Genomic DNA, 24,753 nt, shown 5'->3' with positions numbered 1-24,753 from the left:
TCAGCCCTTGGTCAGATCAACCAACGGCGTCTGCCGCACCTCAGTCTCCCGCCCACCCTGAATCTCGCTCACTTGCTTCAAGGCCTTATCCACTGCCGCCTTATCCGCCAACAAGCTGTAGCTGATGCGAAACTGCTTGTGCTCCTTCGGCGCAATTGTCGGGACCAGGTTCAGTGGCCGCTGATAACGACGGTTGTAGGAAAAACTTGTCCCCGGCTCCAGCCCCGTGACATAGCCCTGGCCCTGGGTATCGGTGTTTTTCCACAGGGAAAACACCGGCAGTGTCTGAGTATTGAAGCCGACCGCAACGCCCAGGCTACCGGCCTTGTTATGCAACACAGTCAACGTATCGCCCTTGGCATCGGCATACGGCACCACGTTGTAAACCGTTTCGTCGTAGTCCTTGGTTGGTGCGCGGTAGGTTTGCCAATCGGGCAGATCACCCTTGGCCTTGTCGTTGAACGGCGACACCTGTTTTACCGGCGCGGCGAAACGAGCGCCCTGCTCCAGGAACGGGGTACTGAAGTTACTGTGATACAGCGCCTGGTATTCCTTGGGATAGTCGCCGTTGTTGGTCAGAGTGTCGTTGAGGGCGAACACTACGCTGCCGGGTTCGGTGACCAGTTCGGTCGCGACCGAGAAGTCGACCTTCTTGAACGCCTGCTCTTTCAGTTCACCGCGCAGGGTGATGGCGTACGGTGGTTTCTCATCGATGTGCAGGGTGACTTTGTTCGCAGGAATGTTCGCGGCCCGACCGTGCAGGGTCAGCAGCTCGCCGTTGTCGACGCCGGGGTGGCCGACCCATTCATATCCGCAGCGGGTAACCAGCTCATTGAAACCTTCCAGCCAGCCCAGGCCACCGCGGCCATTGAGTTCGATGAAGGACGGATTGACCACTTCCTTGACCGGCGAATCCCAGCCCATGCGCACATCACCGACCGAGGCCTGCAAGACGTTCATGCCGCGAGTCGGCACTACCGAGAGTTTCATCGTGCCGTTATCGATGTCGACAATGCTGACACCCTCCTGCCGACCGCCGTGCAAGGTGCGCAGGGTAACGCTGAAGGGTTTGTCGGTTTTTATGCCGAGCTGCTGGCTGGTGATCTGCCAGTTCTGGGCGGCTTTGTCGGTGTCGAGCAGAACGTAATCCCAGGCCATGGCGTGGGAGGCAGCGGACAGTGCGCTGAGGGCAACAACGAGTTTGAGCGGGGTCATGGCGGCAGCCTTTCTTGGAGTTGTGCCTTTTTATAAACTTGATGAATCGTTTCAGCAAGCTTAAAAAGGGACAGATTTATTATCCCTGACAACCCACTGCCGCCGCTTACTGGTCCAGGAACTTGAAGACAGCACTGGCGAACAGTTCTGGCTGGTCAAGCATGACGAAGTGAAAGCTGCCATCAATGCGCCTGAAACTGATGTTTGGGGTCGAGACATAGGCGTTACGGAACATTGCATCAACCTGGGTCGCATCTACGCCGTAAAGCAAGTCGTAGGCATAGACGACCTCGACCGGCACCCTGATGCGTCCAAGCTCAGGCCGCAGGTCGGTGACCATCAGCTCATGCATGGCATCGGCCACGGTCTTGCGGTCCGAGCTTGTTCCCGCCGCGGCCAAGCCAGGCCTGACCGCTTCAGTTTTGGCGAGACGGGCGATGGATGCATGCTGCATGACTTCCGCCTGTTCAGCCGTTGCCGCTAACATTGCATCGCGCATCGCAGCAGCCTGCGGGGTCGCCGCTTCACTGGTCGCCGAAGGGTCAAACAGCAACGCATAAAAGGGCAGCGCATCGACAATCATCAGGCGTCCAACTTGGTCGGGATGACGAGCACCCAGCATCAGTGCCACCTCACCGCCCAACGAATGGCCAATGATGGCCGGGGCCTCGATGCGCTGGCTGCGGATATATTCAGCGATCGCCTCGGCCGTCGGCGCTACTACTTTCCCGCCTGGATCGGATACGGCAGGCGAGCCGGCAAAGCCAGCTACCTGTACCAGATGAAGACGGTGGCTCTGCTGTAGTCTGGAGGCCAAATCAGCCCACACTTCGTAAGACGACGCCAATCCCGGAATCAATATGATGTCTGGTCCCGAGCCTTGGACCAGCACCGAAATACCACCCTGTTTGATCGCTCCTGGCGGCAGGGGCGCAGCCTGGGCTGGCGATGCAGACACCAGCGCCAACGTTGTGCCGATCCCGGCAAGGATCATTCTCAAACGCATGGCGTTGCCCTTTTAGCGCAATGCGAAAAATATGCGATATCACAGTCGCCAATCACACCGACGAGTAGGCAGCTTGAGGGGTACATAGCCATTCCTTTGACCGACAAAATATCGCCACTATACGGCGCACGAAGGCGCCGGGAAACTATCCTCTCATGCAATCCTTAGTGTCCGTTTTGGGTCGACAGCTACCGGTCACGACCGGCAGAAATCGGCCCAGAGTGTGTAAAAGCGCTATCTGGCATCATCGGCGCGGAGAGTTCAAAAAGGGGACAGATTTATTATCCCCAAACCCTACCTGTAGGACGAATACATAAGGAGTGTTTCAGATGCTGCGAGTAGATTGGCTCGATACTCAAATGGACAAATGCGGCGTCATGGCCGAATGGATTTATCGGGAATTCAGTTACGAGTTTGCGCAGCAATCTCTTTCGAGTTGGCAACGCGAATTCTCTGATGGACAGCGTGATGGCCGTTGGAAGTGCCTGATCGCAACGGAACGAGGCCAGTTGCTAGGTGGCGCTTCGCTTGCCAGTAGCGACCTAGCTGACCGGCCAGATCTAGGCCCATGGCTTGCCTGTGTTTTCATCACGCCTGAGGCTCGACGCAGGGGGCTCGCAACGCAGTTGATCGAAGGCATCTGCGGCCATGCAAGGGATGCAGGATTCACTACTTTGTATTTGCACACCCACAGCCAGAGCAATTATTACACCAAGCTCGGTTGGGAGGTGTTGGAGCGCTTTGAGGTTTGGGGGAAAGAGCACTGCCTCATGTCACGGAGTTTATAGTTAAAGCCGACTTCGAATTTCCGCCGCTGCTTTTTCATCAATAGTAAAACGCTGGCGTGACGCTGCGTTTTCCCCGCAGTCCGGGTCGCTTGCTGGCTATCAGCACTCCCCCTCGGCAATCAACTACATGGGCAAGGCAATCAGCACTATCGCCGTCCCATGTGCGGCTATGGCAGCACTTACGCCATAGCGCATGCGCACCAAAGCACAGACCAGCCCCTCGACCAGCGTGAACAGTAAAATCGGCCAGCCAATCCGGGTCACGCTCAGTGCCAGGAACGAATGGCAGGCGGCGAAGGCGATAGCACTGATCAGGGCTGCTCGTAGTGCACAAGTGTGCTGTTCGAGGTGTCCTTGCAGGAACCCGCGAAACAGCACCTCTTCCAGCGCGTTGCCGCCGTAGGCCAGCACGACCATGCCCAGCAACCAAGGCCAGTACCCTGCTATCTCGCCGACATCGGTGCCTTGATAGAGCCGCAGCGGGACACCGATCGCACAGCCGGCAGCGATGCCCAGGGCAAGTCCCGCGGCCAGGTTGCCCTTGCGCCAGACCACGAGTTTCCATAACTCGGGGGCGATCCGTGCCAGAGCGGCGATGATCGCCAGCGACAGAACGCCTAGCGTGGCCAGGACCAATGGATTTGAAATAAAGCCGATCTGCACGCCGCCACTCAGGGACCATAAGCGCAGCGGGGTCATCACATCGCGCATCAGTACGAAGGTCAGCAGCAGGATCACAATGCGTAGACCTGGCTGCGTCTTCGGTGTCAGCCAGAACCACAGGGCACAGAGGCAAAGACCTGGAAGCAGGTAAATACCGTAGTCGATGAGTAGCGAAAGTCCTTCTGCGATCATTTGGCCGTCCATGGGATGCGAAGCAAATGTTGAGGGTAGGCGCTGCGCAGCAAGCTGAGACTGTGTTTATCCCTGCTTGGCTGTCAACGGAGTGAACCGTCGCAGCGTTTGTCGACGAGGTACCCGCTGGCTATTGCTCCTTCGCCTGCCGGAACTCCTCCCGGGTAGGCATCGTCCAGTCTGCATCGGTTCTTTCATGCACCGAGTCATCGCGCAGTGAGCCATCGTAGGTGAACGCCAGCAAGTAAAATCCAAATGCGGTTGCGGCTAACGCGGCTCGGCCCATGGGGTTCGCATCTTTGGATAATCCACCTGGGCCAAGCGCGACCCAACCGCCGCGACAGTACGCAAAGACTGCCTGGATAAGCCATCCGTGCACCAGCAGCGCGCCAAAGAAATTCGGTCCATCCCCGGCAAAACGCACAAAGGCGTTTACCAGGGCGGCCGCGATCATCAACGCCAGTAACCAGTACCGATAGCGCCTCAAGAATGCCAAGACGGTGCTTTCCATTCCCATACAACTCTATCCCTACCACCGATGGCCTGGACTTGCCATTTAACCACAAGGGTTGCAAGCAAGAAGGTTAATCAGGACCTTGATAGTCCCCCCTTGGCACACGCCTCAAGCCGCTAGTAGCCGAACATCGACTTGCTCTCCAGGTACTCGTCAAACCCCTGCTCACCCCACTCACGTCCATTGCCCGACTGTTTATAGCCGCCAAACGGCGCGGCCTGGTCAGCACGCGCGCCGTTGATGTGGACCATCCCGGTACGCAGTTGGCGGGCCACCGCGCGACTGCGATCCAGGCTCGCCGAGGTGACGTACCCCGACAAACCGTAAAGGCTGTCGTTGGCAATGGCTATGGCCTCGGCTTCGCTGTCGTACGGCATGATCGCCAGGACCGGACCGAAGATTTCTTCGCGTGCCACCCGCATATCCGGGGTGACGTCGGCAAAAATCGTCGGTTGTACGTAGTAGCCGCGCTCAACCCCTTGCGGCCGGCCCAACCCTCCGGCGACCAATCGCGAACCCTCGCCAATCGCCTGCGCGATCATCGCCTGTACACGCTCGAACTGCACGGCGTTCGCCACCGGGCCGATGGCTGACGCCGGGTTACTGTCGTCGAAGCACACCTGCGCCAGCACGTCCCTGGCGATATCAATCACCGCCTGTTGCTGGGCGCGGGGCACCAGCAGGCGCGTCGGCGCATTGCACGACTGGCCACTGTTGCGGATACACCCCAAGACCCCGTGACGCACCGCGTCGGACAGGACGGCATCGTCCAGCAGGATGTTCGCCGATTTGCCGCCCAGCTCCTGGGACACCCGCTTGACCGTATCGGCCGCCGCCTTCGCCACGGCAACGCCAGCGCCGGTCGAGCCGGTAAAGGACACCATGTCCACGTCGGCATGGCGTGCCAGCGCGGTACCCACGCCAGGGCCGTCGCCGTTGACCAGGTTGAACACGCCTTGGGGCACCCCGGCCTCATGCAGGATTTGCGCGAGGATCAGCGCCGACAGCGGCGCGCGCTCACTCGGCTTGAGGACCACGGTGCAACCCACCGCGAGGGCGGGCGCGAGCTTGCAGGTGAGTTGATTGAGCGGCCAGTTCCAGGGCGTGATCAGGGCGCATACGCCAATCGGCTCGCGCACCACCAGCGTATTGCCCAGGCGCCGTTCGAAGCGGTACTCGCGCAACACCTGCAGCGCCTGCGTCAGATGGCCCAGTCCCGCCGGCACATGGGCGCTGCGGGCCAGGGACAGCGGCGCGCCCATCTCCAGGTGAACCGCTTCGATCAACGCTTCGCTGTGGCGTTGGTAGCCTTCGATAATGCGCTGCAGCAGGTCGATACGCGCTTGCAGCGAACTCGCGGCAAACGCCGGGAACGCCTGGCGGGCCGCACTGACTGCACGGTCCACATCCTGCGCGTCACCGAGGATGATGCGCGCCACCGCCTGCTCGGTGGACGGGTTCACCACTGTTTCGACGGTTTCGCCATGGGGTTTGACCCAGGCGCCGTCGATGTAGAACTCAAACAAATCGGACATGCCATCGACTCCCATCAGGCGACCTGTTGCAACGCATCCGCCAAGGTGTCGAACACCTGGGCGATCTCCTGCGGGCTGATCACCAGCGGCGGCGAAATCACGATGGTATCGCCCGAGCCGCGCACCAGTACGCCGTGCTCGAAGCACCACTGCGCCACTTCGCTGCCACGTGCACCGGCGGCACCGGGGCGCGGTTCGAGTTCGACGGCGCAGAGCAAACCGACGGTGCGTACGTCGAGCACCGGGCCAACACCGCGCAGCGTCAGCGCGGCTGACTGCCAGAGCCCGCTGACCGCGTTGACGTGTTGATTGATGCCCAATTCACGATGCAACTCGATGGTCGCCAACCCGGCCGCACACGCCAATGGATGCGCCGAATAGGTGTAGCCGTGCATCAGCTCGATGACATTGGTTGGCCCGGCCATGAACGCCTCATACACCGCGCCACTGACCAGCACACCGCCCATGGGTACGGCGCCGTTGGTCAGGCCTTTAGCCGTGGTGATCAGGTCCGGTGTCACGCCGAAGGCTTGAGCGGCAAAGCTGGCCCCGACACGGCCAAAGCCGGTAATCACTTCGTCGAAAATCAACAGCACGCCGTGCCGGGTGCAAATCTCGCGCAGGCGTTGCAAGTACCCCTGGGGCGGCGGGTAGACACCGCCGGAGCCGGTCACGGGCTCAACGATCACCGCGGCCACGCTGCTCGGGTCCTGGATCTCCAGCAGTTGTGACAGCGCATCGGCATAACTGGCGCCGTGCTGTGGCAGTCCCGCGCTGAAACGCATCTGCGCGTCGTAAGGCAGCGGCAGGTGTGACACCTCCCCCAGCAGCGGGCCAAACTCACGTTTCTGCCGGCCGATACCCGACACCGACAGCCCGCCAAAGCCCATGCCGTGGTAACCCTTGGCCCGCCCGATAAACTTGGTCCGGCGGCTGTCGCCTCGGGCCTGGTGATACGCCCGGGCAATCTTCAGCGACGTGTCGACCGCCTCGGAACCTGAGTTAGTGAAGAACACCTGCTCGATGCCGGCCGGGCTGATCTCGATCAAACGCTCAGCCATCTCCAGGGCGTGGGGATGGCTCATCTTGAATGAGGAGACAAAGTCCAGGCGCCCCGCCGCTTCGCGAATCGCCTCGACGATTTTGGCCTGGCCATGTCCGGCGTTGACGCACCACAACCCCGCCATCGCATCGAGTACCCGTCGGCCATCGGTGGTGGTGTAGTACATGCCGTCGGCGCTGGCGAACATCATCGGTTGCTGCTGGAACTGGCGCATCGGGGTAAACGGTGCCCAGAACGCGCTGGACCGGGAACCTGATGGGTTGGATAGATCGTTCATAGCGACTCCTGCAAAGTACTGGTTGGATGGCCGGTCAGCGTCGGGCGCTGCAACGGGCCAGCGTTAACGTTGACGCGGCGGTCCACAGACAAGCTGCCGCGCTCGATGCGGCAAGTGACGTGGTCACAAAAGGCGGTTTCGACAAATTGCCAGGTCATGCTCAACGCGCCGTCCTCGGTCCAGCGCGCCTGCGCCACCACCGGGGTGATTTGCGGCTGGTATTGGTGATGTAAGTAGTGTCCGGTCATGCTGGTCTGGCTTTCGATACCGTCGGCCAGGCCTGCGCGAATGCAGTGGGTGCCACGCGGGTCGGTGAGGTAAAAGTCGCAATGGTCGGGGCCAAACTCCAGGCGTATCGTGCTGACCTGATCTTCATTGGCCTCCATCACAAACGTGCCGCTGAACTGCGCCTGACGCGGCGAGGCCGACGCACCAGTCATAACCGGCCGCCGTTGATTGGCCAACTTCGCGGCAAGATCGGCATCTGCCGCGCAGTCGCCGGGCACGCCCAACGCCGGCACCAGGTGCTCCCACAGCAGGCTATGCAGGCGCCTTTCACCCAATGGCAGCCCTGCGGTAAACGCAATCACCGCGTTGTGTTGCGGCAGCACAATGCACTGCTGGCCAAACACCCCGGAGGCGTAATAGCCACCGTGCAGGGTCATCCACCACTGGTAGCCATAGCCCTCGCGGCGCGTCACAGCTGCGTTGCTCGACTCGTCGCGACCCAGGTAGCGCTTGCCATCGAAGGCACCCATCCATACATCGTCGACGTGCCCGCGCGTGGCCTGCGCCACCCACTCTCTGGAAAGTAATTGTTGCCCCTCCCAGTTACCTTGCTGCAAGTGCAGCACGCCGAACTTGAGCAAATCCTCGGTGCTGCAACTCAAGCCATTGCCACCCGTGTTGAAGCCACCCGGTGCCAGGTCCCACTCGATGCGGCCCATGCCCATGGGTTGGAACAGACGGGTGTTGCACAACTCGAACGCCGTTTGGCCGCTGACCACGCTGACAATGGCCGAGAGCATGAAGCTCGACGCGCTGCTGTAGATGAAGTGCTGCCCTGGCAGGTCTGCAACCGGCTCATTGAGGAACAACTTCACCCAACTTTCACTGCGCCCCCGCCAGGCCCCGCCAGAAATACCCTGGCGATGCCCGGTGCGCATGGTCAGCAAATCGCCCACGGTCATGGCGGCCAGGTTGGCGCTGACCGGTTTCGGGCAGTCGGCGGCGAAAAAATCCACCACCTTGGCCTCCAGTGACAGCACGCCGTCATCAACCAATAGCCCAATGGCCATGGACACCCAGCTCTTGGTTGCCGAATGCTGCACATGGAGTCGGTCGGCACGGTAAGGCGCCCAAAATGCTTCAGCCACCACCGCACCGTCGCGGTACAGCATGAAACTGTGCAACTGAAGGCCCGCAGCGTTCACCGCATCGATGAAATCACTCACGCCACGCGCCGATACGCGTTGTTGGCTGGGCAATGCCCGCCGCAACGGCAAACTCGTCATCTGATCTATCCCCTCATTTCCATTGCCAGGGCGTGCAACAGGCTGCCCCTGCTGCACGCCGTCACTGCTACCAGAGCGCCACGGTGTAGCCGACGATCACTCGGTTTTCATTGGTGTCACGGGCGAAGTTGCTGGTGGCGCTAGCGTTCTGCCAACGCAGCGACACGTCCTTGAAAGTGCCGCTCTGCACGACATAGCCGAGACTCAAATCGCGTTCCCACTCGCGCCCTTCGCCGTCGAAGCCAATGACCTTGGCGTTGTCGCCCTTGGCATAACGGGTCGAGAACAGCAGGCCGGGAATGCCCAGCGTGGCGAAGTCATAGTCATAGCGGGCGTGCCAGACGCGCTCGCCGGTCTGGGAGAAGTTCGCCAGTTGGTACTCGGTGAACAGGTACGTGTTGGTGCCGTCGACATAGGTGAACGGCGTCGAACCGTACTGCTCCTGGTAACCGCCACTCAGGTTGTGGCCATGCAGGCCATAGCCCACACGCGTACTCAACGCACGGTTATCGACTTTGCCGGCCAGCCCTGCGGCATCTTCGCTCGCGTCGAAGTAGCGGACGTCCGTCTTGAACGTGCCGGGGCCCCACTTGAAGCTGTTTTTCAAGCCCAGGTAGTGCTGGCGGTACAAGCTCTCCAATTGCGCGAACTGGTAGGTGGCGATGGTGTTAGGCGTCAGCTTGTACTCACCGCCGGCGTAGCGGAACTCATCGCTTTTGGCGCTGCTTTTGTACGCGCCGTACTGGCTGGTGAGGCCCATGTCTTCGTAGTTGGTCGAATCGCGCTGCTTGACCTGATCCAATTGACCCACGGTCAGGGTCAACTGGTCGATGTCCCTGGAGGTCAGCGCGGTGCCGCTGAAACTCTGCGGGAACAGACGACTGAGGTTCGGTTGCAGGGTGGGCAGGTCAGGCACCATATAGCCCACACGCAGCTCGCTTTGCGCCAGGCGCGCCTTGCCGGTGACGCCGAGCTTGGAGTAGTTGTCGTGGGCACGGCGGGCATAGCTGGGAGCACCCGGTTCGGCGACGCTTGAGCGGGACAACAGCCCGGTGCCCGAGTTGTCCGGGCTCGAATCGAGCTTCATCCCGAACATGCCGACCGCGTCGAGGCCAAAACCGACAGTGCCTTCGGTAAAACCCGATTGGACGTTGAGGGTGAACCCCTGTGCCCACTCGGCGCGCTTGCTCTGGCCGCTGGACTCGCGATAGTCGCGGTTGAAGTAATAGTTCTTCAGTTCAAGCGCAGCCTTGCTGTCGGCGACGAAGTCAGCCTGGGCAAACAAGGGCATGAAACCGGCGCCCATGACACTGGCACTGGCGAGGACTGTGTTGAAGCGGATATTCATGTGTAGGTTCCTGGCAGACAGGTTGAGTGGAGTTGTTTTTGTTTTCTTCGACCATGGCTTCGCCTGCTTCGCCAATCAGCGATTGACGAAGGGTGGGTTTGCAAGGCACAGGCCTGGGGTGTTGCAGTACCTAAATCACGCTGGCACGGAGGCGGTAACTGCCATCCGCACGTTTTTCCAAGGGGCTGGCCGCCGCGAGCAGCCGGCGGGTGTAAGGGTGTTGTGGAGTGTCGAAAATCCTCTCGCGCGGGCCCATTTCCACCACCTCACCCTGGTTCATCACTGCCACGCGATGGGCAATGCGCTCCACCGCCGACAGGTCGTGGGAAATGAACAGGCAGGCGAACCCGTATTGGCGCTGCAGGCGTTCGAACAACTCCAGAATCTGCTTTTGAATGGTCATGTCCAACGCCGAAATCGGCTCGTCGGCAATCACCAGTTTCGGCCGCCGGACCAGCGCTCGGCCAATCGCCACGCGCTGGCGCTGGCCACCCGAGAGTTGATGGGCAAAACGCTCACGGAACTGCTCGGGCAAGCCCACGTCGAGCAGTGTGTCGGTGACCCGCTGGCGTTTTTGCGCAGCCGTCAGGCCCGGTTCATAGCGCAGTGGTTCGGCGATGATCTGGCCCACGGTCATGCGCGGATCGAGGGATGAATACGGGTCCTGGAAAATCATCTGGCATTGCAGGCGATGCGCACGGTTGGCGGCCTTGAGGATATCCACGCCCTGGAACAGGATCGACCCGGCGCATGGCGTAACCAACCCGACCACGGCACGGCCGAGGGTGGTCTTGCCCGAACCACTGCCACCGACCAAGGCCAGGGTCTCGCCCGGTGCGATGCTCAGGTTCACCGAATGCACCACCCGCTTGGGCACGCTGCGCCCCCAAAAGCTGCGCGGACCCGGATGTTCGATGCACACATCCTGAACCTGCAACAGCGCACTTTCGGCCGCTGGCAATGGCACCAGCGCGCCGCGCCGTGGCAGCGCTTCAAGCAACTGGCGGGTGTAGTCGGCCTTCGGCGCGAACAGGATGTCTTCGATCCGGCCCTGCTCCACCGCCTTGCCCGCACGCATCACCACCACCTTGTGGGCATAACGCGCCACCAGGGACAGGTCATGGCTGATGAACAGAATGGCAGTGCCCTGCTCGCGGGTCAGCTCCAGCATCAACTCGATCACGTCCAGTTGTGCCAGGCAATCGAGTGCCGTGGTCGGCTCGTCAGCAATCAACAGTGCCGGGCGCAGCAGCATCACCGAGGCGAGCATGATGCGTTGGCGCATGCCACCGGAGAACTGGTGCGGATAGGATGCCAGGCATTTCTCGGCGTCCTTGATACCGATGCGCTGCAGCATATCGCTGCAACGCTGACGGATCGTCGCCGCGTCCAACTCGGTGTGCAACTTGAGCGCCTCGCTCATCTGCCGGCCAATGGTCAGCGCGGGGTTGAGCGAGACCATCGGTTCCTGGAACACCATGCCGATCCGCGCGCCGCGCACCCCACGCATCGCCTTGGCATTGCCGGGCTCCAACGGTTCACCCTGGAAGATGATTTGCCCGCCACACACGTTCATCGGCGCTGGCAGCAAGCCAATGGCCGCGCGTGCAGCCATGGTCTTGCCACTGCCGGACTCGCCCACCAGTGCAACGATTTCCCCGGGAGCCATGGTGAAGCTGAAGTCGTCGACAGCCAGCGGACCGTCTGTACCGACACGAATCTGTAGATTTTCAACGGCCAGTAGTGGCACTGAAACGCTCATGCTCATTTCCTCATGCGCGGGTCGAGACGATCGCGCAAGGCATCGCCGAACAGATTGATAGCCAGCAACGTCAGGCTGATAAAGATGCCCGGGAAGATCCCCAGCCACGGTGCCGTCGAGATGTAGGTGCGGCTTGCCGAGAGCATGCTGCCCCAGGTGGCAGCCGGCGGTGGCACGCCCAGGCCAAGGAAGCTCAGCGCGCTCTCCGAGAGCAAGGCCCAGCCGAACATGCTGGTGGCCAACACACACAACGGCGCCAGGCAGTTGGGGGTGATGTGGCGGAACATGGTGTACAGCTCTGAGTTGCCGATCACCCGTGAGGCCTCGATGAACTCCAGCTCACGCAACGACAACACGCTGCCACGCACCACCCGGACCACCGAGGGGGTGTAGGCGATGCCCAGGGCGAGCACGATTCCGTACTGGCTGGCACCCACGATCGCCATGATACCCAGGGCCATGAGGATCCCGGGAAACGCCAGCAGCGCATCGTTGAGCATCATCAGCACGCGGTCGGTCCAGCCGCGCAGATAACCGGCGAGCATGCCGATCACTGTGCCGCAGATAACCGCCACGCTCACCGAGAGCAGGCTGATCCACAGGCTGGTGCGTGCCCCAATGATCAAGCGGCTGAACACGTCACGGCCGAACTCGTCGGTGCCCAGCCAGTGCGCAGCGCTCGGCGCGTGCAGGCGCGACAACAAGTCCAGCTTGAGCGGGTCATAAGGTGTCCACACCACGCCGAGCAACGCCAGCAATACCAGTGCCGCGAGTAAACTGCCGCCGATCAAGGCATTCAACGGCGGGTAACGCCAGCTGCGTCGAGGCTGGGTATCCAGCCCGCTCGGCAAGGCGGGAGTCTTGAGGTTCATAGCTTCACCCTTGGATCGAACAGCGGATACACCAGATCCACCAACAGGTTGACCAACACGTAGATGCAGGTGATCAGCAGCAGGCAACCCTGCAGCACCGGATAGTCGCGGGAGAAGATCGCATCGACCATCAACCGGCCGATGCCGGGCAAGGTGAACACGGTTTCCAGGACTGCAATGCCGCCGAGCAGATTGCCCAGGATCAGGCCGATCAGGGTCCAGGTCGGCGCAAACGCATTGCGCAGGGCGTGATTCCACAGCACCGCGCCCTCTGACAATCCCTTGGCCCGTGCATGGGCGATGTACTCCAGGCGCAACACTTCAATGGTGCTGGCCCGTGCCATCCGCGCAATGGCGCCGAATTCCACCAGGGTCAGGGTAATGATCGGCAGCACCACATAGGTCACCGCCTTCATGGGATCGCTGGAGAAGCCAACGTAGCCGATCACCGGCAACCAACCCAACTGGATGCCGAACACATACAGCAGCAACAAGCCCAGCCAGAAGCTTGGCACCGACAACAGCAAGGTCGCCGTTGCCACCAGGCCCAGGTCCATCGCGCTGTTTTGCTTCCAGGCCGCGAGCAAGCCCACCGGTACCGCGAGCAGGGTCGCCAGCAACACCGCGACGAGCACCACCGTGGCGCTGACGCTGAAACGCTCGACCAGCAACTCCAACACGGGCTGGCGACTGCTGATGGACACCCCAAGGTCGCCACTGAGCACCGACTTGATCCAGATCAGGTACTGGGTCGGCACCGAGTGGTCCAGCCCCAGGCTGCTACGCATGTCGGCGAGGCTTTGCGGGTCGGCCATGTCGCCCAGCATCAGCAAGGCGGGGTCGCCGGGAATCAGGCGGATCAAGGCAAATACAATCACCGAGATCAGCAGCAGGGTCGGCACCGCCATGCCGAGCCTGTGCAAGATGAATCGAAACATAGTGGTACGCCTTACTTGGAAGTGTCGGCCAGCTTCACGCCCCACAGGCGCGGCTTGGCAACGGGCCAGGAGCGGTACCCTTCAACGCGCTTGCCCATCGCGCCGATGGCGGTACCGTTGTAGATGGCCACCATTGGCACATCCTTGAGCATCAAGGTATGCAGCTTGTCGAACAACGGTTGGCGCTTGGCAGGGTCAACCTCGCGCTGGACCTCACGCAATATCGCCAGGGCCTCGGGGTTGTCCCAGACTTTGCGCGGCTCCTTGTGCTTGTCGCCGATCACCGATTCATAGCTTTGCGCCGCGTCGAAACGCCCCGAATAAGAGAACGACATCATCTGGTAGCTGCCGGTCTGGTAGCGCTCCAACTGCGTGCCCCACTCCAGGGTCTCCATCTCGATATTGAGCCCCGCCGCCTGGGTCATGGCCTGGCTGAGCAAGCCCATGTCGAACATCTGCGGGTAGCGCTTGTTGACCAGCATGCGGATCTTTTCACCGGCGTAACCCGCCTCTTTCAACAGGCGCCGGGCCTCGTCGAGGTTGTAGCTGTAACCCTGGTGCGCAGTGGCGTCGTAGTACGGGCTGGCGGTCGGAATCACCGAGTTGTTGACCACCGACAAACCATCGGACAACGCCGCCACCATCTGCGCGTAATCCAGGGACAGCGCCACCGCACGACGAATGCGCACGTCCTTGAGCAGTGGGTCACGGGTCTGGAACAACAGGCCGCTGATGGTCATGATCGGGCTGACCTGGATCTGCAGGTTCTTGACCTTCTTGAGCTCCGCGGCATCCATCGCCGTCACGTCCGGCAGTAGGTCCACGCCACCCGACAGCAGCGCAGCCTTGGCCGACGCCGAATCGGGGATCACCTCGAAACGCACCTTGTCGACAAACGCCTGCTTGTTGCCGGTGTACCCGTCCGCCTCGACCTCGGCCCGCGGGGAGTAATCCTTGAAGCGATCCAGCTCGACGTACTGGCCCTTTTGCCATTTGCCCAAGGTGAATGGACCGGTACCAATCGGGGCGCGCCAACTGCCATCGGCCGCCAGGGAGTCCGGATGCAGAATGCCGCTGCCGGTGCAATCCGGGCGGGCCATCGCAGCCAGGAACAAGCCATTGGCCTGGTCCAGTTGGAACACCACGGTCTGCGCGTCGGGGGTGGAGACATCGACGATCTTGGCCGCGCCACGGCCATCGAACTCCGCCAGGCAGCGCCACTGGGTCTTGGGGTCAAGGTAGCGCTGCCAGGTCCATTGCACGTCCTTGGCCGTCAACAACTGGCCATTTTGAAAGTGCACCCCATCGCGCAGGGTGAAGGTGTAGCGCAGGCCGTCCGGCGAGACATCCACCGCGCTGGCCAGCATCGGCGCGATGCTGGTGTCTTCGCGATACGCCACCAGCCCTTCGACGATATGCATCATGACCGCATCGGTATTGTCGTCGCGGTTGACGCCTGGGTCGGTGCTGCGGATATCGCCATTGAGACCCACATTGATGACCTTGTCTTGCGCAACGGCAAGGGACACTGTGCATGTCGACATCGCGACGACGAGCGCGGTCTTTACGTAATTATTCACGGGAGAACGACTCCTTGAAGAAGTATTCCGGTCAGTGGCGAAGGCCAGGGCAGGACCGGCATCAGAATGAGTGAATCCTTAGTTATTGTTATACGGCCTGTTCTGAGTGCATCTGCAGTGCTGTATCAGCCAAGGCTGCGCTTGTGCCGCAGCACCTTGGCGAAAAAGTCCTGGGCCGCCGGCATGGCCTTGATGCCCTGGTGAGCCACGTTGGGTAACAGGTCGAAGTGCACCTGTACGCCGGCGGCTTGGAAACTTGCCTGCAAGCTGGCCAGGCGTTCCGGGCGTGTACGTCCGGCGGCGTTGGCACCGACCATGTAGTGCTTGCCGCCTTCGCGGTGGGTGATCTCCCAGGTCTCGAGGTCCGAGTCACCCACCACCATGTGCACCGGCAGTTGCTGCAAGGCTTGCAGGTTCAGCGGTTTGCCGAATCGCGCCGCGAAGTCCCGCACCCCTACCCACCAATCCTGGTCGGCATCCAGCAAGGTCACCGATCCCGGCGCACCGATGGACGCTGCCCAGAGTTTCTCTGGGTGCAAGTAGCAGAATCGATGAGTGAATTGTCCGCCACCGGAATAACCAAACAGCGCAAAGGTATCGAAGCGCCGACCATAACGTTTACCGACGCCGGCGATCATGTCGAGCAGGACCTGGTCGTAGCGGATATCGCCCTCGACCAACTGCTTGTAGCCGTCCCCATTGTTGTCACCCAGGACGCCGACCGGGAACAGTGGGGACAGAATCACGCAATCGTTCCAACGGCCAAATTCCGCGAAGCCATTGCGATAGATCTCCATCGCCCGGGTCGAGCCGTGCAGCGAGACCACCAGGTCCACTGGCCGGCTGCTGTCTTCAATCGCCTCAGGCACGTAGAGGGTGTAGGCAAAACGGCTGTCTTCGGTGTGTGAATACACGGTGGTAGCACCGAGGTGATACACGCTCTTGGCAGCACGCAGGGCCAGTTGTTCGGGGTTGTTATCTGAAGTGGTGTCTAAATTACTCATGTGGAAAGTTCGCCGAGTCAGTTCGGGAATGAGTATTGGGCGGAGGCTATAAAAAGAAAAACTAATTAAACTTTAGTTTGAGTAAACAAAACCTTTACGATGCAGCGATACCCCCTGACTACGGCCCTTTCCATGAGCAGTATTCGTTTTTTCAAGACCTTTATCGCCGTCGCCGAATACGGCAGCTTTGCCGCCGCCGCCGACCGCGTGGCCCTGACCAATGCCGCGGTCGGCCAGCAAATGCGCGCACTCGAAGAAGAGATGCGCCGACCGCTGTTCGACCGCAGTCATCGGCAGATCAAACTGAGCCGCGACGGGGTGTTGTTGCTGCCCAAAGCCAAGCGCCTGCTGGCGGACTACGAGCAAATGATCGCCGAGGCACCCGAAGGCGTGGCGATGGAGGGTGAAGTGTCCATCGGCGGCATTACCTCCGGCATGGGCCTGCTCGCCAATTGCCTGGTGCAACTGAAAAAACTGCACCCGAGGATATCGGTCAACTTGATGACTGCCCGCTCCGACGAAGTGGTCAACCTGGTGCATGCCGCCAAGCTCGACGCCGCGCTGTTGATCGAGACCGCACGGCAAAACTTCGATGGACTGAGCTGGACCCTGCTCTACAACGAACCGATCGTCATGCTCGCCAATGCCACGCAAACCGCCGGCATTGACGACGCCGTGGAACTGCTGAGAACCCAGCCGTTTATTCGCTACGACAGGTCCACGGCAGTCGGGCGCAAGGTGCAGGCAATCATCAAGAGTGAGTCCGTCGAGCCGTTGGAAATTCTCGAACTGAACTCCATCATCGGCATCGCCGACCTGGTTCGCCAACAAGTCGGCGTGGCAATCGTGCCCTTGCTGAAAAACTTCGACTGGCACAAGGACCCCAGCCTGCGAGTGCTGCCGCTGCCCGGCGACTTGGCGGTACGCCGGGTGGGGATACTGGAGCAAGGCACCAAAAGTGCGATTACCGGGGAGATTCGCAAGCTGCTGATGACGGCGGTGGCGAAGTGACCGTACCGTTACGCGATGTGCGTAGTACTTGTAGCAGCTGCCGAGCTCGCGAGGCTGCGTTCGAGGACGGAGTCCTCGCCGGGTTGGCGTAGGGCCTGGCGGCTGCTTCGCAGCCGAACGCAGCCTCGCGGGCTCGGCAGCTGCTACAGGTTCCTGTGATCGCGTAACGGCACAACATTGCGCCAAAGGCCGGTTTTAGCAGCAAAAGGGGACAGATTTATTTGACTCTGCATTTTCTGCTGATCTTGAAAATAAATCCGTGCCCATTTTCTCGCATTTTCTCATTCTTTATTACTCCAGCCGACGCCATATGCCACCTGCCTTGAAAGCACTCATCGAATTCATCAGGGCGGGTAACTTGCGGATCTGATTCAGGACCATCCTGACCGGCAACCGTGGATCGAGTCGAACTCAGATGTGCTGGCCAATGTACTAAAAATAATGAGAACTGAGGAGAACGAACAAGCCCCGCCAGGCCAGGGCCAGCGGGGCTTTTGCCCGATTAGCTGCAGGACGTGCTGCGTGCTGAGCTTTCACAATTCGCAAGATCGCCCATTCAATCGAATCACAACGTGTAGGAAATACCGACCTGCACTGTTCTCGGCGCCCCTGGATAAGCGTAAACGTTGCCGAACGCCCCCTCCTCATAATCTTCATCCGCCAGGTTTTTCACATCCAGATTGAGCCTGACCCTGTCGTTCACCTTGTAGTAGCTCAGCAGGTCGACCACCGTGTAGCTACCCATCGAAAACGCTGTGTTGGCGGTCTGCCCTGCGCGCTCATCGACGTACTTGAGCCCGGTGCCAAGCCCCAGACCCTTGAGCGCGCCATCCTGGAACTCGTAGACATTGAGCAGGCTGAAGCTGCTCTGCGGGATGTTCATCAGCCGGGTGCCGGATTCGATGACGTTGTCCTTGGTCACTTGCGCATCGACATAGGCGTAGCCGCCGATCACCCGCCATTGCGGGGTCAGGTTGCCGGCGATGTTCAGGTCCAAACCACGGCTGCGCACCTCGCCTGCCGCCACGCTGAACGTCGAGTCCACAGGATCGGTGGTGAGTACGTTGCGCTTTTCGATCTGGTAGATCGCCGCGTCGACACTCAATTGACTGTCCAGCGCTTGCCACTTAATACCCAGCTCATAGGACTTGCCCTTTTCCGGTTCGAAACCACCGCCCTGGCGACTGGCACCGGTATTGGGCTTGAACGAGCGCGCCGTGTCGGCATAAATCGCCACGGTATCGGTTAGGTCATAGGTCACACCAACGCGCGGGGTCACGGCATTGTCGCTGGCCTCCCAGCTTCTGCCGGCCGGCACGAAGGTTTGGTAGGCATGCTCGAAGCGTTCGAAACGGGCTCCGGCCAGGACGCGCAAGCGCTCGGTCACGGCCACCTGATCCTGGATGAACGCGGCGTAGGTCTTGAGGTTTTCCTTGTCGTTGGTCGGGGTGCGGGTCAAGGCGGGACGCGGCTGGCCATACACCGGATTGAAGATATCGATCGGATAGGCACTGGCGTCTCCGCTGGAGCGCTGGATGATCGACTGGTAGTCGTAATCCTCGTACTCGACGCCGGTCAGCAGAGTGTGATCTAAACCGCCTGCGGTGAAATGTCCGGTGAGGTTGAGTTGGGTGTCCTTGTCCGTCCACTCCAGCTTGCGGTAATTGAAGTTACGGCCCAGGGTGCGCCCGTCCGAAGCCACACCGTTGGCTTCGACCGCATTCCCCGCCAGGGTCCCGTCGAGCCATTGGAATCCACCGCCCAACGTCCAGTTATCGCTCAGCAGATGCTCGAACCGCAGCTGCGCCATGTTGTTGTCGTTGTGCAGTTTGCCAACGTCTTTTTCGCCGAAGAAGGTGTCGCGCGAGGCCGTGCCGATCTGGTTTGGATAGCGCGTCAGGCCACGGTCGAGCGGGTGATTGTTGCGCATGAAATCACCTTCGAAAATCACCTTGGTCTCGTCGGTGGCCTGCCAGGACAGCACCGGGGTCACGCCGTAGCGTTCGGTTTCGACATGATCGCGGAAGGTATCACCGCCCTCACCCACCACGTTCAGGCGATAGGCCAGGCGGCCCTCTTCGTCCAACGGGCCGGAGGCGTCCAGCGTGCCACGCTGCATGCCCTGGTCGTCGAGTTGGCTCCCCAGGGTCACAGTGGGCACGGCCAGGGGCTGCTTGGAGATGACGTTGAAGGTGCCACCTGGATCGCCTCGGCCATAGATCATGGTCGCCGGCCCTCGCAGCACTTCCAGTCGCTCGATGATGTTGGCATCGGGCATGTTCGGATAACCACGGTTGATCGGGAACCCGTTGCGATAGAACTCCCCGGTGGTAAAGCCGCGCACGGTAAAGGTAGTCAGCCCCTGTCCGCCGAAATTGTTGGCCCGCCCCACACCACCGGCGTAATCGAGAGCGTCCTGCAACCTTGTCGCACTGATGTCCTCGACGACATCCCTGGTGACCACGCTGATGGACTGTGGCGTTTCGTGGATCGAAGTGTCGGTGCGCGTAGCGCTGGCCGACCGCGTCGCGCGATAACCGTCAACTGGCCCAAGGGCGGTTTCAAAATCTGCTGTGCCAACGATGTCAGTCGCTTGCAACTCCAGACTGGCTTTTTCAGTTGTGGCTTCTTCTGCCCAGGAGGACACGGAGAATGCCTGAAGCACGCAGATGGACACCAGAGTACGACGCATCTAGTAAACCTTGAGAAAATAGCCAAATGGGAGGGCATACATGCCAACAAATCGCGGCGTATGGTATACCTCATTGTCGTATCTTGATACGTATTCGCATTTGTATTTTCTGGATGCTACCTACGGTTGCACACATCGCTGATCAAGGAATTCCAGAACACCTCGCTTGCAGACCCTATGTGGGAGCGAGCTTGCTCGCGATGGACGTGAACGATAACGCGTAAGTAGATAAATACGCGGCGCTTTCAAGTCCATCGCGAGCAAGCCGCAAGCGGGCGCCCGCTCCCACAATGAACTGCGTCGCTTAACTGATCAGCATTACCCTCAAAGAGCCCTTTGGAAGTCGTTTCAGATTTACTTGGTCAGCCAGGACTGGACGGTCGCAGAAGGCATTAAAAAGTTTTAATGAGCTTTTTTCTCAACCAGAAACGAACAAGGGCCTGCGCGATAAAATCACGCAAGCCCTTGATATATATGGTGCCGAAGCCGGAATCGAACCGGCACGCCCTTACGAGCGGGGGATTTTAAGTCCAATAGTTTTCACTTTAAAATCAAATAGATAAGCCATTACCTGCAACGCAACACGGGTATAACGTAAGCCTTGCAGCCCTTTAAACTCACGGGATGCAAACGAGTTGCGGTGCGAAATTTACACCGCACAACCCATCTTCTGGCGTCCTGCCGAACGAACAATCCCCCCAGCCGCCCTGCTACGCTGAAAACTCCACGGAGGATTCGCGATGACAAATTCAGATCTGCTCCCTTCCTTACTGTTCAAGATCAACGAAAACCAGCCCGCCTTGGAAGCCGCTATCATGGAGCTATCGAACTGGGTGGAGTTCACGGGTCAGCCGACGTCGCTGACAACGCTCACGGCGACCTGGACACGATCGAGCGGAATGAAGAATTCATCAAGCTGACGCTCGCCGTGCTCATAGACAGAGTGAAAGCAACCCTGCAGTAACGGCCATTCGGGCTCTAAGAAACGAGGAACAATTCATATTGGTTGGGGTGAGCCAATGTGACCGAGGCCAACCTCACCGTGGTCGAAACCGACAATGACATGAATCACTAGGCAATCCCGTGCGATAAAGCCTGAATCAGGCCCTATGGGCCTGGCAACGTGGCACTTGTCGTTCATGAAGTTGTGCGCAACTGACCGGCAATGGTTCGTCGCAGCGGGGGTCAAGATTTCTGGAACGATAGCAATGCCTGCTCCAGCTCTCCAATTGCAGCTTCGATCTTGCCCACGGCTTCCTCCAGCTGTCCAAACGTCGCCTGCGGGTCCCCGCACACGGCCTCCAGGCGCTGACAGCACTCGACCAATAGCTCACCCTTAACCACCCGCGCAGCACCTTTGATGCGATGTGCACGCTCACTCAGTTCGTCGACATCGCGCTCCTCAAGCAACATATTCAAGGTCTGGCAGTCTTTGCGATTGTTGTGGATCAGTTCGTCGAGGATCTGCCGGAACTTCACTGGCTCACTGCTGATCAACTTCTCCAACGGCCCCAGATCGAGCAGTCTTGTGTGCTCCGGTGGTGCTATCAATTGCTCTGGCAGGCGATGCTCAAGCGGTACCGGGGCAAATTCCGCCTCTGGCCCAAAAGCCAGCAGGCGCGCATCCAATTCATCCAGGCCGAGCGGCTTGATCAGGCACTCGTTCATCCCGGCCTGGATGCAAAACTCGATCTCTTCTGGCTGGGCGTCGGCGGTCAGTCCGATGATCACCGAAGCTTCCCCGCCACGCTCCTGTTCAGCCTGACGTATCGCCCGAGCGAGGTCGACTCCAGTCATCACCGGCATATGGCAGTCGGTAATAATGATATCGAAGAGCTGCTCGTTCCAGCGCTCATAGGCCATCTGGCCATTTTCTGCCTCGCAGACGTCATGCCCGAGGAAACTCAATTGCTCGTGCAACACCTGTCGATTGATCCGGTGATCATCCACTACCAGCACTTGCAGTCGGTGCCGGGGTCTTGCCTGGATCAGCGCAGGTACCTGGCGCACAGCAATGTATTCCAGGACCTGCAGGCGCATTTCGATATCAACCCGGGTACCGCGTCCCAGGGTGCTGGTCAGCACTACCCTGCCCCCCATCATTTCGCACAACGAACGACAGATCACCAGACCCAGGCCAGTACCTTCGGTCTGTTGGACATTACGTTGCGCCTGAACGAAGGGTGTGAACAAACGCTGCTGGTCGGCCGGGCTGATGCCAACGCCGGTGTCTTCGACACTGAGATGGACATTGAGCAGGCTGGCAGGGTCCAGGAGCCCGGAAATACTGATTTTGATCGAGCCTTCTTCTGTGAACTTGATGGCATTGCTGATCAGGTTGGACAGGATCTGCTTGAACCGCAGGGCATCGACCAATACATCACAGTTGATGCTCGAATCGATGTCGAGGAACAGGTTCAGGCGCTTTTGCCTGGCCAGCCCCTCGAACACCCTGGCCACTGATTCGACCAGTTCGCGCAAATTGGCGCGCTTGGGCGACAGGCTCAGACGTCCCGACTCGATGCGGGCGATGTCGAGGATATCGCCGATCAGCTCCAGAAGACTCTTGGCCGAGGTATGGGCGATTTCAATACTGGCGCGGTCGATCGGCTGGCTTTCGGCACGTTTGAGCGCAAGCTCGAGGATGCCGATCACAGCGTTCATCGGTGTGCGGATTTCGTGACTCATGGTGGCCAGGAAACTGGTCTTGGCCCGGCTGGCGTCGTCCGCGCGGGTCTTCGCTTCTTGCAACTGCTCCACCAACTGACGGTGTTCAGTGATGTCCAGCCAGCCGCAGATCACCCCTTTGATCATCCCTTTGGAGTCATGAAACGGCTGCACCCAGTGATTGATCCAAACGTCCCTGCCCTGCAGCGCAACGGCATGCACTGACTCGATGGTCTGGCCGTCGCGCATGGCCTGCAGGTAGTACCGATGAAAGTCCGGGTGGCCCTCAAAGTTCTCTCTAGGTAACTGACGCACAGTTTTGTTCAGCACCTGGTCGGCGCGCAGGCCGACGCTGTCAAGGTAGCTGCGGTTGCACGACAGCATGCGCCCCTTGATATCTCGCACATACAACGGCGGTGGCATGCAGTCGGTCAGCGTCTCGACAAACTGCAGTTGGTCATTGAGCATGCGCTCGGCCTTGAGCCGTGCCTTGATCTGCTGGCGCAAATAGAACACCCAGACCAGCAACAGGAACAGGAGCAACACCCCCCCCGCGACAATTTCACGGATCACTCGCTCGTAATCGACCCAGGTCTGACCGCTCATGCCCGGCGGCGAGCGCCAGCGATTGGCAATCGCATTCATCTCATCAGGTCCAACGCTCAGCAAGACCTTGTCGATGATCGATTGCAGCTCAAAATCCCCGCGGCGCATCGCAAAATTGACCGTCGCCGGTCCTACATCAAGCACCTGGTTGATGACCAGCTTGTCGCGAAACAAACGCTCAATGTAATAGCGCGCCGCAGGCATCGACACTACCGCTGCATCAACCTTGCCTTGATAGAGCAGGTTCATCGTGTCCAGTGAGCCGCCGGCCTCTACCACTACCGCTTCGGGGTAACGCTTGCGCAGTTGTTGGATGGCTACGTGCCCAGTGGGTATCGCCACGCGCTTTTCAATCAGGCTCTCGAGCTTGCCTTGCTGCTCAACACTGCTGAGTAGCACAAAGGGACTGGCAAGAAACGGCCTGGAAAAGCGCAGGGTCTCTTCACGCTCGGGGCTTGGGGTCATCAGGGCCAAGTCAGCCTCCCCCAGGCGCAGCGCTTCGATAATCTGTGGGAAACCACCACTGCGTGAAACCACCTGAAAATGCAGCCCGGTACTCAGGGTCACGACTTCGAGTATGTCGGCGATGCCACCTGAAAAAACCCCGCTCGAATCGAAGTACGCACCTGGGGCCAAGTCGTCATTGATCACCAATCGTGCAACGGGGTGCCGCTGAATCCAGCGTAGCTGCTCTGTCGTGAGCTCGAGGGGGTCTTCACTGGGAATGAAACTGTTGCCAACCCAACGCTTGGCCAGATTACGTAGCTGATCTTCACCAATAGCCTTGATGGCGACGTTGATTAGCCGCAGCAGACGCGTGTTGTCCAATTGCAAGGCATAACTGTAGCCGCCTACGTCCAGGTCGCTGAAACGCTCAAATTGCAGATAGCCGTAGTAGGCGCGATTGATGCGGTAATAGGCGCTGTACAGATCATCCAGATAAACATCGGCTTGACCAAAGGCGGCAGCAGCAATTGCCTTGTCATGGTCGGCATAGACCCGCAAGTCGGCCCGTGGGAAACGCTGTTTCAACTCATCGCTGTGCTCTTCGCTAACCGCCACGCGTAAGCCTGCAAGGTCCACGGGCGAATGTCGTGCTTCGACACTGCGCTTGAACAGGGCCAGACGGTCCCGTGCGTAGGGCACGCTGAACATTAGATCCTGGCGCGGCTCAAGACTGCCGTGGCGGCTGATTACGTCGACGCCGCCGTCTTGCACTGCCTTCTCGGCATCGCTATCGCTGGCGAACGGAACGATCTTCACCTGCAAACCCAACAACTGCGCAACCAGGGCTGTAGTATCGGCGCTGATGCCCTCGTACTGGTGGTCTTGAGCATTGACCGAAAACGGTGCTGACTCGCTGGGCGAAATGCCAACCCTTAGCTCGGCCTTATGTCGCAGCCAATGCCAGTCTTCAGTGGAGATCGGCATATCCTGGCGGTCGATACGCAGCTGGCTGGACAGCACTTGTGGAGCCAGTGGCAAGGATGCAGCCAGCATCGGGGT

17 protein-coding genes and 1 pseudogene are annotated in these 24,753 nt (G+C 59.9%); 3 read left to right on the top strand and 15 right to left on the bottom strand.

Translation table 11 applies throughout. The features are described 5' to 3' along the window. Together CKW24_RS19160 and CKW24_RS19155 are read right to left on the bottom strand one after the other, a co-directional pair. Window positions 1–1,215 (bottom strand): aldose 1-epimerase family protein, encoded by a 1,215-nt coding sequence (locus CKW24_RS19160; protein ID WP_095169727.1) that lies wholly within the window; start codon window positions 1,213–1,215, stop codon window positions 1–3. A gap of 106 nt (window positions 1,216–1,321) precedes the next feature. Next, on the bottom strand, window positions 1,322–2,221 hold the full coding sequence (locus tag CKW24_RS19155; protein ID WP_095169726.1) for an alpha/beta fold hydrolase: 900 nt from the start codon (window positions 2,219–2,221) through the stop codon (window positions 1,322–1,324). A gap of 329 nt (window positions 2,222–2,550) precedes the next feature. On the opposite strand from CKW24_RS19155, the gene CKW24_RS19150 reads away from it, so the two are divergent. Then, on the top strand, window positions 2,551–3,009 hold the full coding sequence (locus CKW24_RS19150) for a GNAT family N-acetyltransferase (protein ID WP_095169725.1): 459 nt from the start codon (window positions 2,551–2,553) through the stop codon (window positions 3,007–3,009). Window positions 3,010–3,132: 123 nt separating this feature from the next. Here CKW24_RS19150 and CKW24_RS19145 read toward each other — a convergent pair whose 3' ends face one another. From CKW24_RS19145 to CKW24_RS19095, 11 genes are all read right to left on the bottom strand, one after another. Next, the gene (locus CKW24_RS19145) at window positions 3,133–3,864 is read right to left on the bottom strand and encodes a CPBP family intramembrane glutamic endopeptidase (protein ID WP_095169724.1); all 732 of its coding nucleotides are present in this window, start codon (window positions 3,862–3,864) and stop codon (window positions 3,133–3,135) included. A 130-nt stretch (window positions 3,865–3,994) separates the two neighbouring features. Further along, window positions 3,995–4,375, bottom strand: coding sequence for a hypothetical protein (locus CKW24_RS19140; RefSeq protein ID WP_256585503.1), 381 nt, complete (start codon window positions 4,373–4,375; stop codon window positions 3,995–3,997). A 119-nt stretch (window positions 4,376–4,494) separates the two neighbouring features. Then, complete coding sequence (locus CKW24_RS19135) at window positions 4,495–5,913, bottom strand: aldehyde dehydrogenase family protein (RefSeq protein ID WP_095169742.1); 1,419 nt, start codon at window positions 5,911–5,913, stop codon at window positions 4,495–4,497. A gap of 14 nt (window positions 5,914–5,927) precedes the next feature. Continuing rightward, entirely contained in the window at window positions 5,928–7,253 is a 1,326-nt protein-coding gene (locus CKW24_RS19130; RefSeq protein WP_095169722.1) for an aminotransferase class III-fold pyridoxal phosphate-dependent enzyme, read from the bottom strand. Continuing rightward, window positions 7,250–8,767, bottom strand: a complete 1,518-nt coding sequence (locus CKW24_RS19125; protein ID WP_095169721.1) for a serine hydrolase — start codon at window positions 8,765–8,767, stop codon at window positions 7,250–7,252. Before CKW24_RS19125 ends, CKW24_RS19130 begins: the two co-directional genes overlap by 4 nt. 67 nt (window positions 8,768–8,834) lie before the next feature. Then, a complete protein-coding gene (locus CKW24_RS19120; RefSeq protein WP_095169720.1) occupies window positions 8,835–10,115 on the bottom strand; it encodes an OprD family porin in 1,281 nt (426 codons plus the stop codon). Window positions 10,116–10,245: 130 nt separating this feature from the next. Further along, entirely contained in the window at window positions 10,246–11,877 is a 1,632-nt protein-coding gene (locus tag CKW24_RS19115; protein ID WP_095169719.1) for an ABC transporter ATP-binding protein, read from the bottom strand. A 2-nt stretch (window positions 11,878–11,879) separates the two neighbouring features. Continuing rightward, complete coding sequence (locus CKW24_RS19110) at window positions 11,880–12,749, bottom strand: ABC transporter permease (RefSeq protein ID WP_095169718.1); 870 nt, start codon at window positions 12,747–12,749, stop codon at window positions 11,880–11,882. After that, window positions 12,746–13,687, bottom strand: a complete 942-nt coding sequence (locus tag CKW24_RS19105) for an ABC transporter permease (RefSeq protein ID WP_095169717.1) — start codon at window positions 13,685–13,687, stop codon at window positions 12,746–12,748. Before CKW24_RS19105 ends, CKW24_RS19110 begins: the two co-directional genes overlap by 4 nt. An 11-nt stretch (window positions 13,688–13,698) precedes the next feature. Further along, entirely contained in the window at window positions 13,699–15,267 is a 1,569-nt protein-coding gene (locus tag CKW24_RS19100) for an ABC transporter substrate-binding protein (protein ID WP_095169716.1), read from the bottom strand. 125 nt (window positions 15,268–15,392) lie between these two features. After that, window positions 15,393–16,271: a hydrolase gene (locus CKW24_RS19095; RefSeq protein WP_095169715.1), complete on the bottom strand. Its 879-nt coding sequence runs from the start codon at window positions 16,269–16,271 to the stop codon at window positions 15,393–15,395. A gap of 132 nt (window positions 16,272–16,403) precedes the next feature. Between CKW24_RS19095 and CKW24_RS19090 the strand changes: the two genes are divergently transcribed. Next, a complete protein-coding gene (locus CKW24_RS19090; RefSeq protein ID WP_095169714.1) occupies window positions 16,404–17,282 on the top strand; it encodes a LysR family transcriptional regulator in 879 nt (292 codons plus the stop codon). Between the two features lie 565 nt (window positions 17,283–17,847). On the opposite strand, the gene CKW24_RS19085 is transcribed toward CKW24_RS19090, so the two are convergent. Further along, entirely contained in the window at window positions 17,848–19,974 is a 2,127-nt protein-coding gene (locus CKW24_RS19085) for a TonB-dependent siderophore receptor (protein ID WP_095169713.1), read from the bottom strand. 740 nt (window positions 19,975–20,714) lie between these two features. On the opposite strand from CKW24_RS19085, the pseudogene CKW24_RS28490 reads away from it, so the two are divergent. After that, window positions 20,715–20,938, top strand: a pseudogene (locus CKW24_RS28490) (hypothetical protein). A 221-nt stretch (window positions 20,939–21,159) separates the two neighbouring features. On the opposite strand, the gene CKW24_RS19075 reads toward CKW24_RS28490, so the two are convergent. After that, window positions 21,160–24,747, bottom strand: coding sequence for an ATP-binding protein (locus CKW24_RS19075; RefSeq protein WP_256585502.1), 3,588 nt, complete (start codon window positions 24,745–24,747; stop codon window positions 21,160–21,162). Window positions 24,748–24,753: the final 6 nt, after the last annotated feature.

Source organism: Pseudomonas sp. Irchel 3H3 (assembly GCF_900187635.1).
In the GTDB taxonomy this organism is placed as follows: Bacteria; Pseudomonadota; Gammaproteobacteria; order Pseudomonadales; family Pseudomonadaceae; genus Aquipseudomonas.
Note: the sequence above shows the minus strand (reverse complement) of the source record. Positions and strands in the feature narration are given on the sequence as shown.